Raw genomic sequence first — 18,709 nt, forward strand, 5'->3', positions numbered from 1 at the left:
GAACTCGCGTCCGCCGTGGTTGTGGAGTTCCCACAATGCCCCGGATCACACACCCCCGACCAGAGGCGGTGTGGACCACATCGATGCAGGTCAGGGGCTCATCCCGGTGATGTTCCGGACTGCAACCGATCGAGGACGAGTGCGAGCCGTAGCACCAGCGCACCGCGCGCCTCGCCGGGGTGACGGCCCGTGACCTCGGCCACCCGGCGGAGCCGGTAGCGGACGGTGTTGGGGTGCACGTAGAGCGCGCGGGCCGCGGCCTCGAGCACCCCGGAGACGTCGAGGTAGCTCTCGACGGTGGTCGTGAGCTCGCCGCCGGCCTCCCGCAGCGGCGCCGCGACCTCGCGACGCAGCTGCTCGACGGCCCCGGCGTCGCCGTCGAGCACCCGCTCGGGGAGCAGGTCGTCGGCGGCCACGGGGCGCGGGGCGCCCGGCCACGCCCGGACCGCGCGGTGCCCGGCCAGGGCGCGCGTCGCGCTGAGGTGGGCCTCGGTGAGCCCCGCGACCGTGGGCCCGGCGACGACCGCCCCCGGCCCGAACGACGCCGACAGCTCGTCCAGCGGCGCCCCCGGCCCGGCGATCATGACGAGTTTCGCGCCGTGCGTCCCGAGCAGCACCGTCGCCCCGGCGCGGTGGGCCGCGCGCCGCACCGCGTGCAGCGGCTCGGGCGGCTCCTCGGCGGGTGGCTCACCCACCACGACCGTGGTCTCGGCGGCCGGGTCCCAGCCCAGCGCCGACGCACGCGAGAGCAGCGTCTCCGCCGCCTCGCCGCGCACGACGGCGTCGACCACCAGCGCCTCGAGCCGCGCGTCCCACGCGCCGCGGGCCTCGGCGGCGCTCGCGTAGACGGTCGCCGCGGAGAACGCGACCTCGCGCCCGAAGCGCAGCACCGCGTGCTCCAGCGCGGCCCGCTCGGCCTCGTCGGCGCCCAGGCGGGGGATGCGCTCCTCGAACACCGCGATCGCGATGCGCACCAGCTCCACGGTCTGGCGCAACGTGACGCGGCGGGCGAGATCGAGCGGGGCGCTGCGGAAGGCCTCGGCGGTGAGCCGGGGAGTGGCGTCGGGGTCGCGCAGCCAGGCGACGAAGTTCGCGGCGCCGGTCTGGGTGACCAGCAGGACCCCGGAACGTTGCTCGGCGGTCAGGCGCGTGAACCAGGGCAGGCGGGCCGCCATCGCGGCGACTCCGGCGTTCGCGACCTCCCCCGAGGAACGCTCGAGGCGGCGCAGCGTCGTGGCCCGCACGGGGCCGCGACCTCCCGCGGCACGGCCGGGCAGCCCCGGGACCGCGGCGCTGGTCATGGACGGGGAGCATGGCACGGATGGCGACCGTCCGGATCCGTCCACGTGACGCGCGCCCGGTCAGCGAGGGCGACGGGGTGCGCTCGCGCCACGGGCTGTCGTTCGGGGCACACTACGATTCGGAGCGCACCTCGTTCGGCGCCCTCGTCGCGCACAACGACGACGAGCTCGCCGCGGGCGTCGCGTACGGGGCCCACGAGCACCGCGACGTCGAGATCCTGGCGTGGGTCGTCGACGGGACGATGATCCACACGGGACCCGACGGCGTCGACACCCCTGCTCCCGCCGGCACCCTGCAGCACCTCGTCGCCGGCACCGGCTGGCACCACGACGAGCGGGCCGCCCCGGACTCGTCCGCACACCTCGTCCAGGTCTGGATCACGCCGGGGATGGACGACCCGCCCCCGGGGGAGCCGTCGCTGACCCACCACCGGCCCGACCTCGCCGCCGGGCCCTTCGTGCTCGGGCTGCGCCGTCCCGGCGTGACGGTGACGGTCGCGCGGCTCGCCGCGGGCGACGCGTGGTCCCCGGCCGACGGGGAGTTCCGGCACGTGCACGTGGCCCGGGGCGCCCTCACCGACGCGACCGCCGGTGACAGCCTCGAGATCACCGGCACCGGGGCGGTCGAGCTCCGTGCGGGCCCCGACGGCGCCGAGCTGGTCGTCGTCACCACGGCCTGACCCGGGCGCGCGATGGTGGGAGCGAGGGCGTCCCTCGGTGCGTAGGACGCAGTCGAGGTGACCCTCGCTCCGCGTGCCCACCCGACCCCGGACACACGACGGGGGCGGCGCGTCTCCCGACGCCCCGCCCCCGATCTCGTGAGGTGACTCCGCCGAGTCCTTACAGCGGCGTGACCTGAACGGCCTGCAGGCCCTTCTGGCCCTGCTCGACGTCGAACGAGACGCGCTGACCCTCGTCCAGGGTGCGGAAGCCGCGAGCCTGGATGGCCGAGTAGTGGACGAACACGTCAGCGCCACCACCGTCGGGAGCGAGGAAGCCGAAGCCCTTCTCGCTGTTGAACCACTTGACGGTGCCTTCTGCCATTCTTGCTCCTCATACCGATGTCACGAGGCGTCGATCAGCCCCGACCTTCAGATCCGCCGCCGGAGCCGGGAGCTCCGGAACGTCGGAGCCGCGCCGCCAGGATCGTCCGGGGGCGTCCGGGCGGCGTGACGGCGACAGCCTATCCGGAAGGACGGGGTGGGAGACCAGCCCCGACATCGACTCCCGCGACGAACGGTCATCGAACGATTACGCCGGGCGCGCCGAGGCGGCCCCGTCCACCGGGTCGGCGTGTCACCGCCGCCCCGGTGGACGCGACTCAGGCGACGCCGGAGTCCGAGGTCTGCGGGCCCGCCGCCTGGGGGTCGTCGATCCGGTACTGCTGGGCCGCCCGCACGACGGTGTCGTGCCCGACCTCGCCGCGCCGGGCGAGCGCGGCGAGGATGCCCACGGTGATGTTCTCGGCGTCGACACCGAAGTGCCGCCGCACCGCCGGGCGGGTGTCCGACAGGCCGAACCCGTCGGTGCCGAGGACGGTGAAGTCGCCCGGCACCCACTTGCGGATCAGGTCCGGCACGGCCTTCATCCAGTCCGACACCGCGAGCACCGGGCCTGCCGCGTCCGCGAGCGCCTGCGTCACGTACGCCGTGCGCGGGTCGGCGTCGGGGTGCGCGTGGTTGTGGTCGTCGGTCTCGACGCCGTCGCGGCGCAGCTCGGTCCACGACGTCGCCGACCACACGTCGGCCTGCACGCCCCACTCCTGCGCCAGCATCTCCTGGGCCTTGAGCGCCCACGGCATGGCGACGCCGGAGGCGAGGATCTGGGCCCGCGGGCCTGGGCCGCCGGGGGCCTGGGCGTAGCGGTAGAGCCCGCGCAGCAGGCCGTCGACGTCGAGGCCCTCGGGCTGCGCCGGCTGCTGGTAGGGCTCGTTGTAGACCGTCAGGTAGTAGCTGACGTTGGGGTCGCGGTGCGGGTCGGGCTCGCCGTACATGCGGGCCAGGCCGTCGCGCACGATGTGCGCGATCTCGAATCCGTAGGCCGGGTCGTAGTGCACGATCCCGGGGTTCGTGGCCGCGAGCAGCACCGAGTGGCCGTCGTTGTGCTGCAGGCCCTCGCCGACCAGCGTCGAGCGGCCCGCGGTGGCGCCGAGCAGGAAGCCGCGCGCCATCTGGTCGGTCGCCGCCCAGATCCCGTCGCCGGTGCGCTGGAACCCGAACATCGAGTAGAAGATGTAGATCGGGATCATCGGCTCGCCGTGGGTGGCGTACGACGTGCCGACCGCGGTGAACGAGGCGACCGAGCCTGCCTCGTTGATGCCCTCGTGCAGCAGCTGGCCGGCCTCGGACTCGCGGTAGGCCAGCAGCTGGTCGTGGTCGACCGACGTGTAGAGCTGGCCCTGCGGGTTGTAGATCTTGAGGTTGGAGAAGAACGAGTCCATCCCGAAGGTGCGCGCCTCGTCCGGGATGATCGGGACGACGCGCTTGCCGATCTCCGCGTCCCGCGTGAGCTCCTTGACCAACCGGACGAAGGCCATCGTCGTCGCGATCTCCTGCTTGCCCGAGCCCCGCTTCACGACGTCGTAGGCCTTGTCCCCGGGCAGCACCAGCGGCTTGTTCCGCAGCCGGCGCTCGGGCTGCGGCCCGCCGAGCTGACGACGGCGATCGAGCATGTACTCGATCTCCGGGGCGTCGGGGCCCGGGTGGTAGTACGGCGGCAGGTAGGGGTCGCGCTCGAGCTCGGCGTCGCTGATCGGCACGCGGACCTCGTCGCGGAACGTCTTGAGGTCGTCGAGGGTCAGCTTCTTCATCTGGTGGGTCGCGTTGCGGCCCTCGAACGTCGGGCCGAGCGTGTAGCCCTTGATCGACTTGGCCAGGATGACCGTCGGGCGGCCCTGGTGCTCCATCGCGGCCTGGTAGGCGGCGTAGACCTTGCGGTAGTCGTGCGCGCCGCGCTTGAGGTTCCAGACGTCGGCGTCGGACAGGTCCTTGACCAGCTCCTTCGTCCGCGGGTCGCGGCCGAAGAAGTGCTCGCGGACGTAGGCGCCGTCGTTGGCCTTGTAGGTCTGGAAGTCGCCGTCCGGCGTGGTGTTCATGAGGTTGATCAGCGCGCCGTCGCGGTCGGCGTGCAGCAGCCGGTCCCACTCACGGCCCCAGATGACCTTGACGACGTTCCAGCCGGCGCCACGGAAGAACGACTCGAGCTCCTGGATGACCTTCCCGTTCCCGTGCACCGGCCCGTCGAGGCGCTGCAGGTTGCAGTTGATGACGAAGGTCAGGTTGTCGAGGCCCTCGGCCGCCGCCACGTGGATGGCGCCGCGCGACTCCGGCTCGTCCATCTCGCCGTCGCCGAGGAACGCCCAGGTGTGCTGCTGGCTCGTGTCCTTCATCCCGCGGTTGTGCAGGTAACGGTCGAACCGCGCCTGGAAGATGGCGCCGATGGGCCCGAGGCCCATCGAGACCGTCGGGTGCTCCCAGAACCACGGCATCAGGCGCGGGTGCGGGTACGACGGCAGCCCACCGCCCGGGCCCGCGTGCGAGAGCTCCTGGCGGAAGCCGTCGAGCTGCTGGGCGCCCAGGCGGCCCTCGAGGAACGCGCGGGCGTAGATGCCGGGGGAGGCGTGGCCCTGGTAGAAGACGTGGTCGCCGCCGCCGGGGTGGTCCTTGCCGCGGAAGAACCAGTTGAAGCCGACCTCGTACAGCGAGGCCGCCGAGGCGTAGGTCGAGATGTGCCCGCCGACCCCGACGCCGGGGCGCTGCGCGCGGTGCACCATCGCCGCCGCGTTCCACCGGATCCACGCCCGGTAGCGCCGCTCGGTCTCCTCGTCGCCGGGGAACCACGGCTCCTGGTCGGTCGGGATGGTGTTGACGTAGTCCGTGGAGTACAGCGACGGCACGGCCACCCGGCGGGCCCGGGCGCGCTCGAGCAGCTGCAGCATGAGGTACCGCGCCCGCTGCTCGCCCTGCCCCTCGAGCACGGCGTCGAAGGACTCGATCCACTCCGCGGTCTCGTCCGGATCGATGTCGGGCAGGTGCGACGAGAGTCCGTCGCGGATGATGTGGACCCGGCCGGTGTCCGCGTTCGCGGTGCCCTTCTGGGTGGTCACGGCTCGATCTCCCTGTCGCTGGTGGGTCGACGGCCCGGGCCGGGTCCGGATCACGGGGTCCCTGGCCGGTGCTTCGGAACCGATTCTGCCCGGTCGTCCGGACCCGCGCCGTCCCGTCCCGGTGCTCCGCGAGGTACTCCGGGGGCCCATGGTCACCTGCTCCGCCCCCGCCGTCACGTCTACCGACGGGTAGGACGGCCGCGCCCACATCGACCGTCCCCGCGTGGCTGGTTGCGCTGCGTGCGACGGCCGTGTTCTCTAAGCGCTTCAGACGGGTGACGTGCACCTAGCGGCACCCGAGGACGAGGAGGGGGCACCAGGCGTGGTCGCGGCCACGGGAGATGCGGACAAGTCCGATCTCGCCGGGAAGCTCGGCATCGAGCCGGGGATGATCGTGCAGGAGCTGGGCTGGGACTCGGACGTCGACGAGGAGGTCCGGTCCGCAGTCGAGGAGCGCTGCGGCGAGGACCTGCTCGACGAGGACGCCCAGGAGGTCGTCGACGTCGTGCTCCTCTGGTGGCGTGACGGGGACGGGGATCTCGTCGACACCCTCGTCGACGCGCGCACCCCGCTGACCGACACCGGAGTGGTCTGGGTGCTCACCCCCAAGACCGGCAACGACGGTCACGTCGAGCCCTCCGACATCGCGGAGGCGGCCCCCACTGCGGGGCTCTCGCAGACCTCGAACATCAGCGTGTCCGAGGCCTGGGTCGGCACCCGCCTCGTCGCGCCGAAGGCGTCGGCCCAGCGACGTCGGTGACCTGCGCTCCTCGCTAGGCTGGCCGGGTTCTCGACCCGGACGGAACAGGAGACTGGTCAGATGACCGTCGAGGTGGGCTCGAAGGCCCCCGACTTCACGCTCAAGAACCAGGACGGGCAGGAGGTCTCGCTCGCCGACTTCGCCGGCGACAAGGCCGTCCTCCTGGTGTTCTTCCCCTTCGCGTTCTCCGGGATCTGCACCGGCGAGCTCTGCTCGGTGCGCGACGACCTGTCGTCGTTCCAGAACGACGAAGTCCAGGTCGTCGGCGTCTCCTGCGACACCACCTGGTCGCTCAAGGTCTGGACGCAGCAGGAGGGCTACGAGTTCCCGCTGCTCTCCGACTTCTGGCCCCACGGCGCGGTGTCCGAGTCCTACGGCGTCTTCAGCGCCGACCTGGGCTTCGCCTTCCGCGGCACGTTCCTGATCGACCCCGACGGCGTCGTGCGCTTCGCGGAGCACAACGGCCCCGGCGACGCCCGCGACCAGCAGGGCTGGCGCGACGCGCTCAAGCAGCTGGCCTGACCGAACTCCCTGGCTTCCGGAACGAACGTGCTGTTCGCTGCTTCTAGGCGGACGAACTCCCCGTTCGCTCCGGACCGGGCGCGTAGCTCAGCGGAAGAGCAACGGCCTTACAAGCCGTCGGTCGCAGGTTCGAATCCTGCCGCGCCCACGCATGTGCTGGCTCAACCCATCCCGGACGGGGGTCTCAGGACATGCCGGACAGATGTCGCGGGTGATCCCGGACAGCAGCGACACGCTCGTGCATGTCGTCGAAGGCACGTCTGGTGATCATCGCGGTCGTCGTCGAGAAGCCTCCAGTCCGAGGCTTCGACCATCGTCGGCATGGTGCTGATGGAGACGATGACGAGCGCTGGGGCGGCGCCGACTGATTCAGGGCTCGACGGTCGTGCCTCGACGACGCGGATGCCGCGCTCTGGGCCCTGTCGGAGCGCGCCCGCGACGGGACGGCCGTGGTCGCTGCTCTGATCGTGGCCATCGCTGTCTCGCCACCGCCCTGGGCGTGCTGGGTCGGGCCGCGGTCCACGCGGGCGGGACGCGCCTCGCGACGTCGGACTGACGCCGCCAAGCGACCGCAGCCACCGCGGTGCGTCGTGATCGGCGGGGTTCTCAGTGGCGACGATCCCATTGAGCGGGTCGATCCCGACGTCGTGTGGCAGGGGCGATGAGGAGCTCGTGCTCTCCGTAGGGAGAGCGCCGTCGTCCCCGGGCCTCGGGCACCGGGGCGACGGGCGCCCGCTCAGTGGCGCAGCCCGGCCTCGCGCATGAGCGGCATGACGGCTTCGCCGAAGTGGTCGATCTCCTCGTTGTAGTCGAGGAAGCCCATGATCATGCCCTCCATGCCGGCGTCGGAGAGCTGCTGGAAGCCCTCGACGACCTGCTCGGGGGTGCCCACGAGGGGCTGGCCGGCCCAGCCGGCGATGAAGCGTTCCTGGAACTTCTCGATCTGCTCGTTGAACGACTCGCTCTCCATCCCGATGATGCTCATCAGGTTCCGGGCGCCGGGCCAGTCACCCTCGTCGATGATCCGCTGGTGGTCCCGCTTGGCCTCTTCCTCGGTGTCGCGGCACACGACGAGGCCGTAGGTCATGGTGCTGATCTGGCGGAGGTACTCGTCCTGGGCCTTCTTCTTGATCGCCTTGGTGTAGTCGGGCATCTTCTCCATGTCCAGCGACGCAAAGTTGATGTCGACGTACTTCGCGGAGAAGTCGGTGCCGGCCGACGAGTTGCCGGCGTTGATCAGCACGGGCCGCGGGTTTTGGATCGGCTTGGGCTCGGACTCCAGGTTCTTGGCCTGGAAGTACTTCCCGTCGAAGTTGAACTCTCCTTCAGCGGTCCAGAGACGTTCGACGAGCTCGAGCCACTCCCCGCCGTAGACGTATCGCTCGTCGTGCTCGAGCTGCTTGGGGTTGAACATCCCCATCTCCGGGGTGAACCAGCCCATCACCAGGTTCATCCCGAATCGCCCGTTGGAGATGTGGTCGTTGGTCGTGGCCATGTTCGCGGCGACCACGGGGTGAACGGTCGGGATGTGGGTGGTGGTGAAGACGGTGATCTGCTCGGTGGCCTCGGCGATGCCGGCGGCCCACGTGAACGTCTCGAAGTTGGTGCCGTTGAAGTTGACGTTGCCGCCGAAGCCCTTCCAGCGGGCGACCGGGACCATGGCCTCCATGCCGAGCCGGTCGGCCTTCTGAGCGATCGACCTGGTGTGCTTCCAGGTGATCTCGTACGTGGTCGGGGCGTCGGTCATGCACAGCCCACCGGAGCAGTTCGACCCGAACAGGCCCAGCTTCATCTTCTGGTCGTTGAAGATGGAGGGTTTGCCGTTCTCGCGGGGGTGCTTGAGCGGAATCTCCTGCTCGCGGCCACGAGTGATGGTCTGGGCCATGGCGACAACCTCCAGCGACGTTGGTGTCTCGCGAAACCGGTGCGTCCGCCGTCGGAATGAGCGGATCCTGTGCCTTCCGGCCGTGATCGGGACCACGCTAGGCAGCGGTACGGCCATCGACCATCCGTGATGCGCAGGTCTGCGTCCGAAACGCGCAACGGAGCGAGCGCGAGCTTCAGCCTCGCAGCGTCTGGGACGGCAGTCGGCCGTACTTGTGGCGGTACTGCTCGGAGAACCGGCCTTGATGCAGGAAGCCCCATGCGGCGGCTCGTTCGGTCACCGAGGTGTCGGCCGGGTTGGCTGCGGCCAGCTCGGCGTGGACATGGGAGAGGCGCACGTCCCGGACGTACTCGCTGGGGGTGATGCCGACGTTGCGCGCGAAGGTGACCTGGAGCGTGCGGGTGGAGACCCCGAGCCGGCCGGCCAGCTGCGGGATCGTGAACGACTCGTGGGCGTGTGCCTCGATGTAGTCCACCGCCTGCCGCACGACGGCCGGGCGGTCCTCCATGTGCGGAGCGTGCAGTGCGTCGGTGTACTGGTGGCGCACGCCGTGGAGCAGGGCGGTCATCACGTAGGTCTCGAGCTGTGCCCGCGCGAGCGGAGCGTGGCTGATCCCGCCGGGACGGTCCATCTCGGCCTGCATGAAGCGCACGGCGGCAAGCAACGCCGCACCGGGTCCTGCGGTGAGGTCCATCGACACGTCGAAGTCGAGGGGGTCGCACACCGGTTGCCCGAGCAGCCCACCGAGGTGCTCCTCGAGCGGTCCCCGCGGGAACTTCATCGCGAACTGGGTGGCCTCGGGTGTCCAGGTCACCGTGGAGTCCTCGGTGGGGAGCAGGACCGCGCCGCTCCGCCCGCCCTCGGTGACCGCGTGGTCCTTGCCGGCGCGGCGGGTGACCTGCGTGCGACCGCTCAGGGTCAGGTTGACGTGGTAGCAGTGCTCGAGCGGGGGCAGATCGAGTGAGGCGTTCGCGCCGTAGACGAGATAGCCCAGCGTCAGCCGGTCGGACGCGACGCTGTTGAGTCGTGCGTCGAGCGGACGGCCGCCCAGCGAGTCGAGCTCGTGCGGCACGTAGACCTCGGTGACGACGTGCTGGGCCTCGTCGACGTCGGCGGTGTTCATGACCGCGTAGGCGGACAGCGGCTCCTCCGCGTTCGGGCTCTGCGGGCTCCCGACAGTGGGTGCGCTCACGCTCGGCCTCTCGCCGCTGGACCGTGTCCCGCACCACACTGACACGTATACGATCGAGCGGCAAGGACGAGTGAGGAGTGCTGTGAGGTGGGGTGACGGGAGAGTTCCTGTGAATCTGGAGAGCTTGTCGCATGCGATTTGTCTGCCGAGGAGCCGGGAGTGACGCCCCGCAGCACGACCAACCACGGCGCAGCCCGACCCCTGCGGAACGAGGCGCGCGCCGCTCCAGAGCGGGGAGCGCGCTCGATCGCCTACCGCGCCATCCGTGACGACATCACCGACGGCTCGCTGCTCCCGGGGCACTGGGTGCGAGAAGGCACGCTGGCCGAGCAGCTCGGTGTGAGCCGCACTCCCGTCCGAGAGGCCCTCAACGCGTTGGCCGCCGAGGGCCTTGTGGAGATCGTTCGTCATCGCGGTGCCCGCGTCGCGTCGTGGACGGTGCGTGACGTCGACGAGGTCTATTCGCTGCGTGCCCTGCTCGAAGGGGAGGGGGCGCGCCTGGCGGTGAGCCGGGCCACCGGCGCCGTGTTGCAGGAGATTCGGCGACAGGACCACCACTTCGAGACCGCTGCCCGGGAGCTCTCCGACCTGCGAGCGGAGGGCGGCGGGCACGACGCGCCGGCCCAGCGGGCCCTCGATGCCGCTGTGGAGGCCAACGGAGCGCTGCACCGGGCCGTGCTCGAGGCCGCCGACAGCCCGCGGCTCGTCGCCCTGCTCGGCGCCGTGTCGTCGGCTCCCCGCGTCCAGCAGGCGTTCCACCACTACACCGACGCCGACCTCAGCCGCAGCATCGCCGGCCATCACGACATCGTCCTCGGCATCGAACGAGGGGACGCTTCGTTGGCCGAAGCAGCCATGCGTTCCCACATCCTCGGTGCGCGTCACGCCGCCGCCCGCGGGGCCAGCGAGGCACGTGCGCAATTCGGCTGCGACGGTGCGCAGGACGGATGGGACCAGCACCGCCACGCTCCCTAACCTCGGTCGACCGACGAGGTCCCGGTGCTGGAGGAGCGCGCATATCGAAGCCCTTCTGCCCGTTGCCTGCGTCCTCTCCGACGCCGCGGGCTGACGGCGCCTGGTGTCAGTGCGCCGAGCGTTCGCCGGCTGATCGAACCTCGAAACGATCCAAGGGAAGGGACGTGAGTGCGATGGCCGACCTCGAGCAGTTCCGGATGCTCATCGGGGGCAAGCCGGTCGACGCTGTCTCCGGGAGGACCTTCGAGTCGCAGAACCCGTACACCGGTCAGCCGTGGGCGTCGATCCCCGACGGCGGGCCCGAGGACGTCGACGCCGCCGTGGCGGCGGCGCGGGCGGCGTTCGACGGCGAGTGGGGGCAGATGACGGGCTTCGCCCGCGCCGCGTGCCTGCGCCGCCTCGCCGACCTCATCGGCGCCAACGCCGAGGAGCTCGCCCGTCAGGAGGTCAGCGACTCCGGCAAGCTCTATCGCGAGATGCTCGGTCAGCTCAACGGCCTGGGTGGCTGGTACCAGTACTTCGCCGGCCTGGCCGACAAGATCGAGGGCCAGCAGATCCCCTCGCCGAACCCGAACTATCTCGTCTACACCCGTCGCGAGCCGGTCGGGGTCGTCGCCGCGATCACGCCCTGGAACTCGCCGCTGCTGCTCATGACCTTCAAGCTGGCGCCGCTGCTCGCCGCCGGCTGCACCGTGGTCGTCAAGCCCTCCGAACACGCGCCGGCCTCCACTCTCGGCTTCGCGGAACTGATCGAGCAGGCGGGCATCCCGGGCGGCGTGGTCAACGTCGTCACCGGACTGTCGCGCGATACCGGCGCTCACCTCGCGGGCCATCCCGGTGTCGACAAGGTCGCCTTCACCGGCTCCACCGCGACCGGTAAGGCCGTCGGCAGGGCCGCGATGGACAACCTCAACGCCGTCACGCTCGAGCTCGGCGGGAAATCCCCGCAGGTCGTCTTTCCGGACGCCGACCTGCAGGCGGCGGCGAACGGTCTCGTCGCCGGCGTGTTCGCCGCCACCGGGCAGACGTGCATGGCCGGCTCGCGCCTGGTCGTCCACGCCGACGTCCACGACGAGCTCGTCCGGCTCGTCGCGGAGCGGGCCGCGTCGATCAAGCTCGGCGATCCCATGGCCGCCGAGACGGAGATGGGTCCGGTCGCCAACCAGCCCCAGTACGAGAAGGTCCTCGGGTACCTCGACAAGGCCCGCGAGGAGGGCGCCACCATCGCCTACGGCGGTGTGTCGAAGGAGAGCCTGGGCAGCTACTTCGTCCAGCCGACCGTCCTGACGGTGAAGCCCACCGACACCGTGTACCGCGAGGAGGTGTTCGGGCCGGTTCTCTCCGCGGTGACGTTCACCGACGAGGACGAGGCGATCAAGCTCGCCAACGACACTCCCTATGGTCTCGCCGGCGCCGTGTGGACCAAGGACATCCATCGCGGGCACCGCGTCGCCGGAAAGATCAAGGCGGGCACCGTCTGGATCAACGCCTACCGCGTCCTGTCCCCGAGCGTGCCGTTCGGCGGCTTCAAGGCCTCCGGGCTCGGCCGCGAGAACGGCATCCACGGCATCGACGCCTACCTCGAGACCAAAGCCGTCTGGGTCGAGCTCACCGGCGGTACCCGCGACCCGTTCACCTTGGGGTGAGGGCGCGGTCGAGGCAGTCTTCGCCCAGCTGATCGCTGGAGGCGTAGTCATCGAGGTCGTGGAGACAGCGCCTCGGAGTGTGCGTCGGCCCCCGACAGCTGGCTGCGGCCACTGCCCCTGACGTCGGCCGGGCCGCGTTCCGACCGGGCTCCTCAGGTGTCGTGCCTCTGTCCCAACGGGCAGACCGGGCACCATGAGTGCCTCGGAAGACACGGCTGCCGTTTCGCGTGACTCGCAGGGTCGGCACGACGCGATCCGTGAGCACGAGGTGGAGCGCACGTTCGACCAGGTGGTGGAGAACGGGCGACCGCGGCTCTACCGCACCCCGACCGAGCTGCTGGCGAGCGGGACGATCGCCGGGGTCGAGATCGCGCTCGGCGTGCTCGCCTTCCTCGCCGTCGAGCAGGCGACCGGGTCCAAGTTGCTCGCGGGCCTGGCGTTCTCGGTGGGCTTTATCGCCCTGCTGCTGGGCAACAGCGAGCTGTTCACCGAGGGCTTCCTCGTGCCGGTCGCCGTGGTCGCCGCCAAGGAGGCCACCTACGGGCGGTTGGTGCGCTTCTGGGCGCTCACGCTCCTCGGCAACCTCGTCGGCGGGTGGGCCACGATGTGGGCGGTGGTCACCGCGTTCCCGGCCCTCCGGTCCACAGCGGTCAAGGACGGCGCCACCTACGCGACGTCCTCGCTGAGCCTCTCGACGTTCCTGCTCGCGGTGATCGCCGGGGTGACGATGACCCTGCTGACCCGCATGCGCAACGGCACCGACAACGACGTCGCGAAGGTCGTCGCCTCGGTCGCCGTGGCCTTCCTCGTTGCCGGGCTGTCGATGTACCACTCGGTACTCGACACGCTCTTCATCTTCGGAGGGATCCACGCCGGCGGGACGTACGGCTACGGCAACTGGATCGTCTTCTTCGGCTGGTCGGTGCTCGGCAACGTCATCGGTGGCCTGGGGATCACCACCGCGCTCCGCCTGCTGCGCAGCAGCGAGCGCCTCCAGGAGTGGCGTCACAGTCCCGGCCCGCACCACTCCGCGTAGCACGGGCGGCGCCCGGACCGGTGGCGGCGGCTTCAGGGCGCGGTGGGCGGAGCGGTGGCCCAGCACAGCCGTACGGCTGTGCCGCGTTCGGTGGTCTCGACGCTGCTGTGGTCGGAGAGCTTGCCCATGAGGGCGATGCCGCGGCCGGTGACACCGGGTTCGGTGAACTCCTGCCAGAGCCCGTCGTCGGTCACGAGCACAGCGACCCCCGCCGCCACAGGCACGGGGCCCGGCGACCAGCGTGACGTGACACTCCGTATGGGGGCAGGCGTGCTCGACGGCCGTCGTGCGGCGGGGGCGAGCCGAGGGCGTGCCCCGGGGCCGGCGCAGTGACGACGACGCAGCACCGAGGTCGCCGCGCCGCCGAGCACGTGGCGGACCCCAGTAAGGCAGCCCCGGGTCTCGGGGTTGCGGTCAGACGACGAGGCTGAGCCCGGCGGCGATCAGGAAGCCGATCACCCCGATGAGGGTCTCCATGACCGTCCAGGTCCGCAGGGTGGTCCAGACGTCCATGCCGAGGAATCGGCCGACCAGCCAGAAGCCCGAGTCGTTGACGTGGGAGAGCGCGGTCGAGCCACCGGCGATGGAGATGACCACGAGCGCGACGTCGAGGGGGGACATCCCCGCGGCCGCGACGGCTGGCGCGACGAGGGCCGCCGTGGTCAGCAGCGCGACCGTCGCGGAGCCCTGCGCGACGCGCAGGCAGAGCGCGATGACGAACGCCGCCACGATGATGGGCAGGCCGAGCGCGCTCAGCGACTCCGTCAGCGCCGTCCCGATCCCGCTGGCCTGCAGGACCTCGCCGAACATGCCCCCGGCGCCGGTGATCAGGATGATCGAGCAGATCGGGCCGAGCGACGAGTTGAGCAGTTCCTCGACCTCGTCACGGCTGAACCGCTCGCGGGCCAGGACGACCACGGCCACGAGCAGGGTGATCAGCAGGGCGATCGGGGTCTCCCCGATCAGGCGCAGCGACACGACCCACGTGGCGTCCTCGGGCACTGCGCCGACGGTGGCGAGCGTGTTCAGTCCGGTGTTGAGCAGGATGAGAACGAGCGGCAGCAGCAGCAGCGCGACGACGGTGCCGAACGCCGGAGCCCGTGCCGGGGCCCCGGTCGTCACCGTGGTCTCGGTGACGGTGCTGGTCGATCCGCTCCCGGAGCCGTCGTCCTCGTCGTTCTCGCCGGGCTGCGGGGCGGGATCGTTCGCGTACCGCCCGAACAAGGCTGGCACCGGGAGGTCGATCCGTTTCCCGATCCACCGGGAGAACAGGTACGACGCGAGGAACCATGTCGGGATGCCCACCACCAGCCCGACGATCACGAGTAGCCCGACATCGGCCCCGAGCAGGTTGCCCGCGCCGACCGGGCCCGGGTGCGGCGGCACGAAGGCGTGCATGACCGCGAATGCCCCGGCCGCGGGCAGCGCATAGAGGAGCAACGATCCGCCGAAGCGCCGTGCCACGGTGAAGACGATCGGCAACAGGATGACGAAGCCCGCGTCGAAGAAGATCGGGAAGCCGAACAGGAGGGAGGCGATACCGAGCGCGAGCGGAGCGCGCCGCTCGCCGAACCGGGAGATGAGGCTGTCGGCGAGCACCTGCGCGCCACCGGTGACTTCGAGCAGCTTCCCGAGCATCGCCCCCAGCCCGACGAGCAGGGCGACCTCGGCCAGGGTCGAGCCGAACCCGTCGAGCAGGGTGTCGACGAGCTCGGCCACCGGCAGCCCTGTGGCGACACCGGTCAGCACGCTCACGAGGATCAGCGCGACGAACGCGTGCAGCCGGAGCCACATGATCAGTAGGAGCAGGAGGGCGACCGCGCCGACCGCGATGAGCAGCAGCGGTGTCGTCCCGAGTGTCGGAGCCGGTTGGTCCACGGTGTCCTCCCGGATGAGTGCGGGCCGGCGCGCCTGGCCGAACCGCCGGGCCGGTGATCAGATCACAGAACCGAGATGTCCGCGTCGGCGATCCGGACCAATCGCCGGCGCAGGCTGCGAACCCGGTGCGCTTCATCCGGCGATCGCGGGAGGTGCATCGGAGCGAGCACCGGCGCGCACGTAGGGATCTTGGTCACGAATTCTTGCGGGAGGCCGGCAAGCAGAGCACACGCCTAAGCTGGCCGCCTCGAGCCAGGCGCGGGCTTCGGGTTGTTGAGGTGCACCAGGTGCAGGTCGATCTCGGCAGTGTGAGCGTGCTCGCGGGCTCCCGGTCCGGGCTCGGGGCGCAGGTCGTCCTCGGCGGCCCACCGATGCCCGCCGACGCCGGTCTGTGTGCGTGGGTCCCCGCCCTCGTCTACGGGGGTTCATCGCGCAGGCGACCGTCCTGGGGGTGGCCTTCGCGGCGCACGTGACCGCGCGCTGGCCGCGACTCGGTCCCGTGCCCGAGCCCGACAGGCCCCGGCCGTTGCGCATCGCGCTGGCGTCGCTGGGAGCCGTGGCCGCCACCGCCGTGGCGAGCTGCCAGTGGGTGTGGGTCGTGCTCGGTCCAGGACACGGCGGACCCTCGGGCTTCGTGACCGCCGGGCAGCGCAGCGCCCTGTCCGTCACCGCGGCGGTGATCGTCGTGGGCGCGGTCGCGGTCGTGGTTCAGGTGCGCCGCGGCCGGCGGTCACGGACCTGGAGGTGGGCCGTCGGCGTCTGGCTCGGATAGTCCACCGCTCTCACCGGCGTCCTGCTCGAGCCGCACCTCACCAGGCCGCTCGCGCTCGTCTGCGTCGTCGAGGCCCTGGCCGGGCCGGCTCTCGGGGTTGCCGGGCTCCTGTCCGTCGCGCCCGCTGGCGGGGGCGACCCGTGCTCATCGCAGGGCGAGCGAGATCTCCGAGGCGATGCGGGTCAGCTTGTGCGGGTTGCGGACGTAGTAGAGACCGGCGATGTGCGCGTCCTCGACCCGGACCGCCATGACGCCGTCGGTCTCGCCGTCCACGCGCAGGACCAGTGCCGGGTTGCCGTTGAGCACGGTCGGGTCGGTGCTGACCGTGACCTGGGCCTTCCCGATGCCGCCGAGCATGTAGCGAACCAGCTTCTCCGCGCCGACGATCGGCCGCAGCGCGGCCCGCTTGACACCGCCGCCGTCGCTGACGAGGACGACGTCAGGCGCGAGGACGTCGAGCAGACGCTGCGGGTCCCCGGCCTCCAGAGCGTGTCGGAACGCCTCCAGCGTCGCCCGGGCCTCGGTGGGGGACACCACCTCCCGCGGGCGGCGGGCATCGACGTGCTGGCGGGCGCGGTGCGCGATCTGCCGCACGGCGGCCGGGGTCTTGTCGACGGCGGCCGCGATCTCGTCGTAGCCGACGTCGAAGGCCTCGCGCAGCACGAACACGGCCCGCTCGGTCGGCGTCAGCGTCTCGAGGACGAGCATCATTGCCACCGACACGGACTCGGCCAGCTCGACGTCCTCGGCCACGTCCGGCGCGGTGAGCAGCGGCTCGGGCAGCCAGGGACCGACGTAGGCCTCCTTGCGACGTCGCAGGGTGCGCAGCCGGTCGAGCGACTGCCGAGTCGTGATCCGGACCAGGTAGGCGCGCTGGTCACGCACCTGCCCCAGGTCGACCTTCATCCACCGCAGCCAGGTCTCCTGCAGGACGTCTTCCGCGTCGGCCGCGGACCCGAGCATCTCGTAGGCGACGGTGAACAGCAGGTTGCGGTGCGCGACGAACGCCGTCGTCGGATCCGTGTGCTCGTCCATGACTGGCTCCTCCTGTCCGGCACGAGACGCCGGCCACCACTGCTGTGTGACACCCCGACCTCGGTGGCCTACACCACATCCTCGCTCTGTCACAGGGGCCGGGCCGCCGACGCCTGGTGTGCGTCGGAAGGCAGCACGCACGACTGCCACCGCAGAGATCGGAAGGACACCATGAGCAAGGTCTGGTTCATCACCGGTGCGTCCCGCGGCCTCGGCCGCGAGTTCGTCGAGGCCGCCCTGGCCCGCGGCGACCAGGTGGCCGCGGCCGCCCGGGACACCGCGAGCCTCGACGGTCTCGTCGCCGCCTACGGCGGGGCGGTGCTCCCGCTGAGGCTGGACGTCACCGACAAGGCCGCCGTCTGGGCGAGCGTCGAGCGGGCCGCGGAGCACTTCGGCCGCCTCGACGTCGTCGTGAACAACGCCGGCTACGCCCAGGTCGGCGCGGTCGAGGAGCTGTCGGAGCAGCACGTGCGCGACCAGCTGGAAACCAACCTGTTCGGCGCGCTGTGGGTCATCCAGGCCGCGCTGCCCCACCTGCGTGACCAGGGCTCGGGGCACATCATCCAGCTCTCCTCGGTCGCCGGGCTGCTGGCGATGCCGCTCGGCAGCGCCTACCACGTCTCCAAGTGGGCGCTGGAAGCGCTGAACGAGTCTCTTGCCCACGAGGTCGCCGACTTCGGCATCAACGTGACGGTGGTGGAGCCCGGCGGTTTCGCCACCCGGGACGGCAAGAACCCCGATCCCCTCGCCAACGGGCACATGGCCGCGCCCGACCCGGTCTACGACGGTCTCCGTCGGCGCCTCGCCGGGCTCGTGGGGAAGCAGCCCGCCGGCGATCCCGCCGCCGCGGCCCAGGCACTCCTCAAGATCGTGGATGCCGACGACCCGCCCCTGCGCGTGCTCTTCGGCCTGGGCTTCTACCCGATGCTCCAGCAGGTCTACGCCGACCGGCTCAAGATCTGGGTCGACTGGCAGGACCTTTCCGCCGAGGCCCACGGCGCGCCCGATCGCGCAGACCGGTGACCGGCCACTTCGAACGAAGAACGGAGGAAACCCATGGACATCGCACTCTGGATTGCTGCCGGACTGCTGGCTGCGGTCGCCCTGGCCGGGGGCATCACCAAGACGTTCCTGCCCCCGGAGAAGCTGGCGGCGCACGAGGGCGGGCGATGGACCGCAGACGCCCGCGTCGGCTTCGTCAAGACCCTCGGGATCCTCGAGCTCCTAGCCGCGATCGGCCTGATCCTGCCTGCCCTGCTCGACATCGCACCGGTCATGGTGCCGGTGACCGCCACCTGCTGGGTCGTGCTCATGGTCGGCGCCATGATCACCCACGGCCACTACGGCCAGGTCAGGCTCGCGATGGTGAACGCCGCCTATCTCGCCCTCGCGGCCTTCATCGCGTTCGGCCGCTTCGGCCTCGAGTCCTTCACCGTCTGATCACCGAACGACACCGCCGGCCAGGTCCACCCGGCAGCCACCCTGCGGATCCTGGCCCGCGTGTCACACCCAGCGGGCGCTCGCCGTCCCGTGGGTGCCCCCAGCTCGCCGCCGGATCCCCGCGACGTCGCCGATGTCCGGGCCATCGATCCCCTCGAGGCT

At 71.1% G+C, this 18,709-nt stretch carries 17 protein-coding genes and 1 tRNA gene; 10 read left to right on the forward strand and 8 right to left on the reverse strand.

What is annotated here, in order from left to right; all coding sequences use genetic code 11:
* Window positions 1–98: 98 nt before the first annotated feature.
* A complete protein-coding gene (locus OG774_RS01655; protein ID WP_328306204.1) occupies window positions 99–1,301 on the reverse strand; it encodes a PucR family transcriptional regulator in 1,203 nt (400 codons plus the stop codon).
* A gap of 20 nt (window positions 1,302–1,321) precedes the next feature.
* Between OG774_RS01655 and OG774_RS01660 the strand changes: the two genes are divergently transcribed.
* Window positions 1,322–1,981, forward strand: coding sequence for a pirin family protein (locus tag OG774_RS01660; protein WP_328306205.1), 660 nt, complete (start codon window positions 1,322–1,324; stop codon window positions 1,979–1,981).
* A gap of 160 nt (window positions 1,982–2,141) precedes the next feature.
* On the opposite strand, the gene OG774_RS01665 is transcribed toward OG774_RS01660, so the two are convergent.
* Both OG774_RS01665 and aceE read right to left on the reverse strand, forming a co-directional pair.
* Window positions 2,142–2,345 (reverse strand): cold-shock protein, encoded by a 204-nt coding sequence (locus OG774_RS01665; RefSeq protein ID WP_116710338.1) that lies wholly within the window; start codon window positions 2,343–2,345, stop codon window positions 2,142–2,144.
* Between the two features lie 277 nt (window positions 2,346–2,622).
* Window positions 2,623–5,406 (reverse strand): pyruvate dehydrogenase (acetyl-transferring), homodimeric type, encoded by a 2,784-nt coding sequence (gene aceE / locus OG774_RS01670; protein WP_328306206.1) that lies wholly within the window; start codon window positions 5,404–5,406, stop codon window positions 2,623–2,625.
* A gap of 322 nt (window positions 5,407–5,728) precedes the next feature.
* Between aceE and OG774_RS01675 the strand changes: the two genes are divergently transcribed.
* From OG774_RS01675 to OG774_RS01685, 3 genes are all read left to right on the forward strand, one after another.
* A complete protein-coding gene (locus tag OG774_RS01675; protein ID WP_328306207.1) occupies window positions 5,729–6,166 on the forward strand; it encodes a DUF3052 domain-containing protein in 438 nt (145 codons plus the stop codon).
* Window positions 6,167–6,226: 60 nt separating this feature from the next.
* The gene (locus OG774_RS01680; protein ID WP_328306208.1) at window positions 6,227–6,688 is read left to right on the forward strand and encodes a peroxiredoxin; all 462 of its coding nucleotides are present in this window, start codon (window positions 6,227–6,229) and stop codon (window positions 6,686–6,688) included.
* Window positions 6,689–6,764: 76 nt separating this feature from the next.
* Window positions 6,765–6,836, forward strand: a tRNA-Val gene (locus OG774_RS01685).
* Window positions 6,837–7,424: 588 nt separating this feature from the next.
* Here OG774_RS01685 and OG774_RS01690 read toward each other — a convergent pair.
* A complete protein-coding gene (locus OG774_RS01690) occupies window positions 7,425–8,573 on the reverse strand; it encodes an LLM class flavin-dependent oxidoreductase (RefSeq protein WP_328306209.1) in 1,149 nt (382 codons plus the stop codon).
* A gap of 175 nt (window positions 8,574–8,748) precedes the next feature.
* Entirely contained in the window at window positions 8,749–9,765 is a 1,017-nt protein-coding gene (locus tag OG774_RS01695; RefSeq protein WP_328306210.1) for an AraC family transcriptional regulator, read from the reverse strand.
* 159 nt (window positions 9,766–9,924) lie between these two features.
* Here OG774_RS01695 and OG774_RS01700 point away from each other — a divergent pair, with 159 nt between their 5' ends.
* The 3 genes from OG774_RS01700 to OG774_RS01710 all read left to right on the forward strand — a co-directional run bounded on the left by OG774_RS01700 (window position 9,925) and on the right by OG774_RS01710 (window position 13,422).
* Complete coding sequence (locus OG774_RS01700; RefSeq protein WP_328306211.1) at window positions 9,925–10,740, forward strand: GntR family transcriptional regulator; 816 nt, start codon at window positions 9,925–9,927, stop codon at window positions 10,738–10,740.
* A 173-nt stretch (window positions 10,741–10,913) separates the two neighbouring features.
* Window positions 10,914–12,386, forward strand: coding sequence for an aldehyde dehydrogenase (locus OG774_RS01705; protein WP_328310721.1), 1,473 nt, complete (start codon window positions 10,914–10,916; stop codon window positions 12,384–12,386).
* A gap of 268 nt (window positions 12,387–12,654) precedes the next feature.
* Window positions 12,655–13,422, forward strand: coding sequence for a formate/nitrite transporter family protein (locus OG774_RS01710; protein ID WP_328306212.1), 768 nt, complete (start codon window positions 12,655–12,657; stop codon window positions 13,420–13,422).
* Between the two features lie 32 nt (window positions 13,423–13,454).
* Here the strand turns inward: OG774_RS01710 and OG774_RS01715 are convergent, their stop codons facing one another.
* A complete protein-coding gene (locus OG774_RS01715; protein ID WP_328306213.1) occupies window positions 13,455–13,616 on the reverse strand; it encodes a hypothetical protein in 162 nt (53 codons plus the stop codon).
* A gap of 220 nt (window positions 13,617–13,836) precedes the next feature.
* Window positions 13,837–15,300 carry a GntP family permease gene (locus OG774_RS01720; RefSeq protein WP_328306214.1) on the reverse strand — a complete coding sequence of 488 codons (1,464 nt, stop codon included), beginning with the start codon at window positions 15,298–15,300 and terminating at the stop codon, window positions 13,837–13,839.
* Window positions 15,301–15,751: 451 nt separating this feature from the next.
* Here OG774_RS01720 and OG774_RS01725 point away from each other — a divergent pair, with 451 nt between their 5' ends.
* Complete coding sequence (locus tag OG774_RS01725; protein WP_328306215.1) at window positions 15,752–16,072, forward strand: hypothetical protein; 321 nt, start codon at window positions 15,752–15,754, stop codon at window positions 16,070–16,072.
* Window positions 16,073–16,216: 144 nt separating this feature from the next.
* On the opposite strand, the gene OG774_RS01730 is transcribed toward OG774_RS01725, so the two are convergent.
* Complete coding sequence (locus OG774_RS01730; protein ID WP_328306216.1) at window positions 16,217–17,107, reverse strand: RNA polymerase sigma-70 factor; 891 nt, start codon at window positions 17,105–17,107, stop codon at window positions 16,217–16,219.
* A gap of 171 nt (window positions 17,108–17,278) precedes the next feature.
* Between OG774_RS01730 and OG774_RS01735 the strand changes: the two genes are divergently transcribed.
* Window positions 17,279–18,130 carry an SDR family NAD(P)-dependent oxidoreductase gene (locus tag OG774_RS01735; protein WP_328306217.1) on the forward strand — a complete coding sequence of 284 codons (852 nt, stop codon included), beginning with the start codon at window positions 17,279–17,281 and terminating at the stop codon, window positions 18,128–18,130.
* Window positions 18,131–18,163: 33 nt separating this feature from the next.
* Complete coding sequence (locus tag OG774_RS01740) at window positions 18,164–18,547, forward strand: DoxX family protein (protein ID WP_328306218.1); 384 nt, start codon at window positions 18,164–18,166, stop codon at window positions 18,545–18,547.
* Window positions 18,548–18,709: the final 162 nt, after the last annotated feature.

This window comes from Actinomycetospora sp. NBC_00405, assembly GCF_036044095.1.
Lineage (GTDB): Bacteria > Actinomycetota > Actinomycetes > Mycobacteriales > Pseudonocardiaceae > Actinomycetospora > Actinomycetospora callitridis.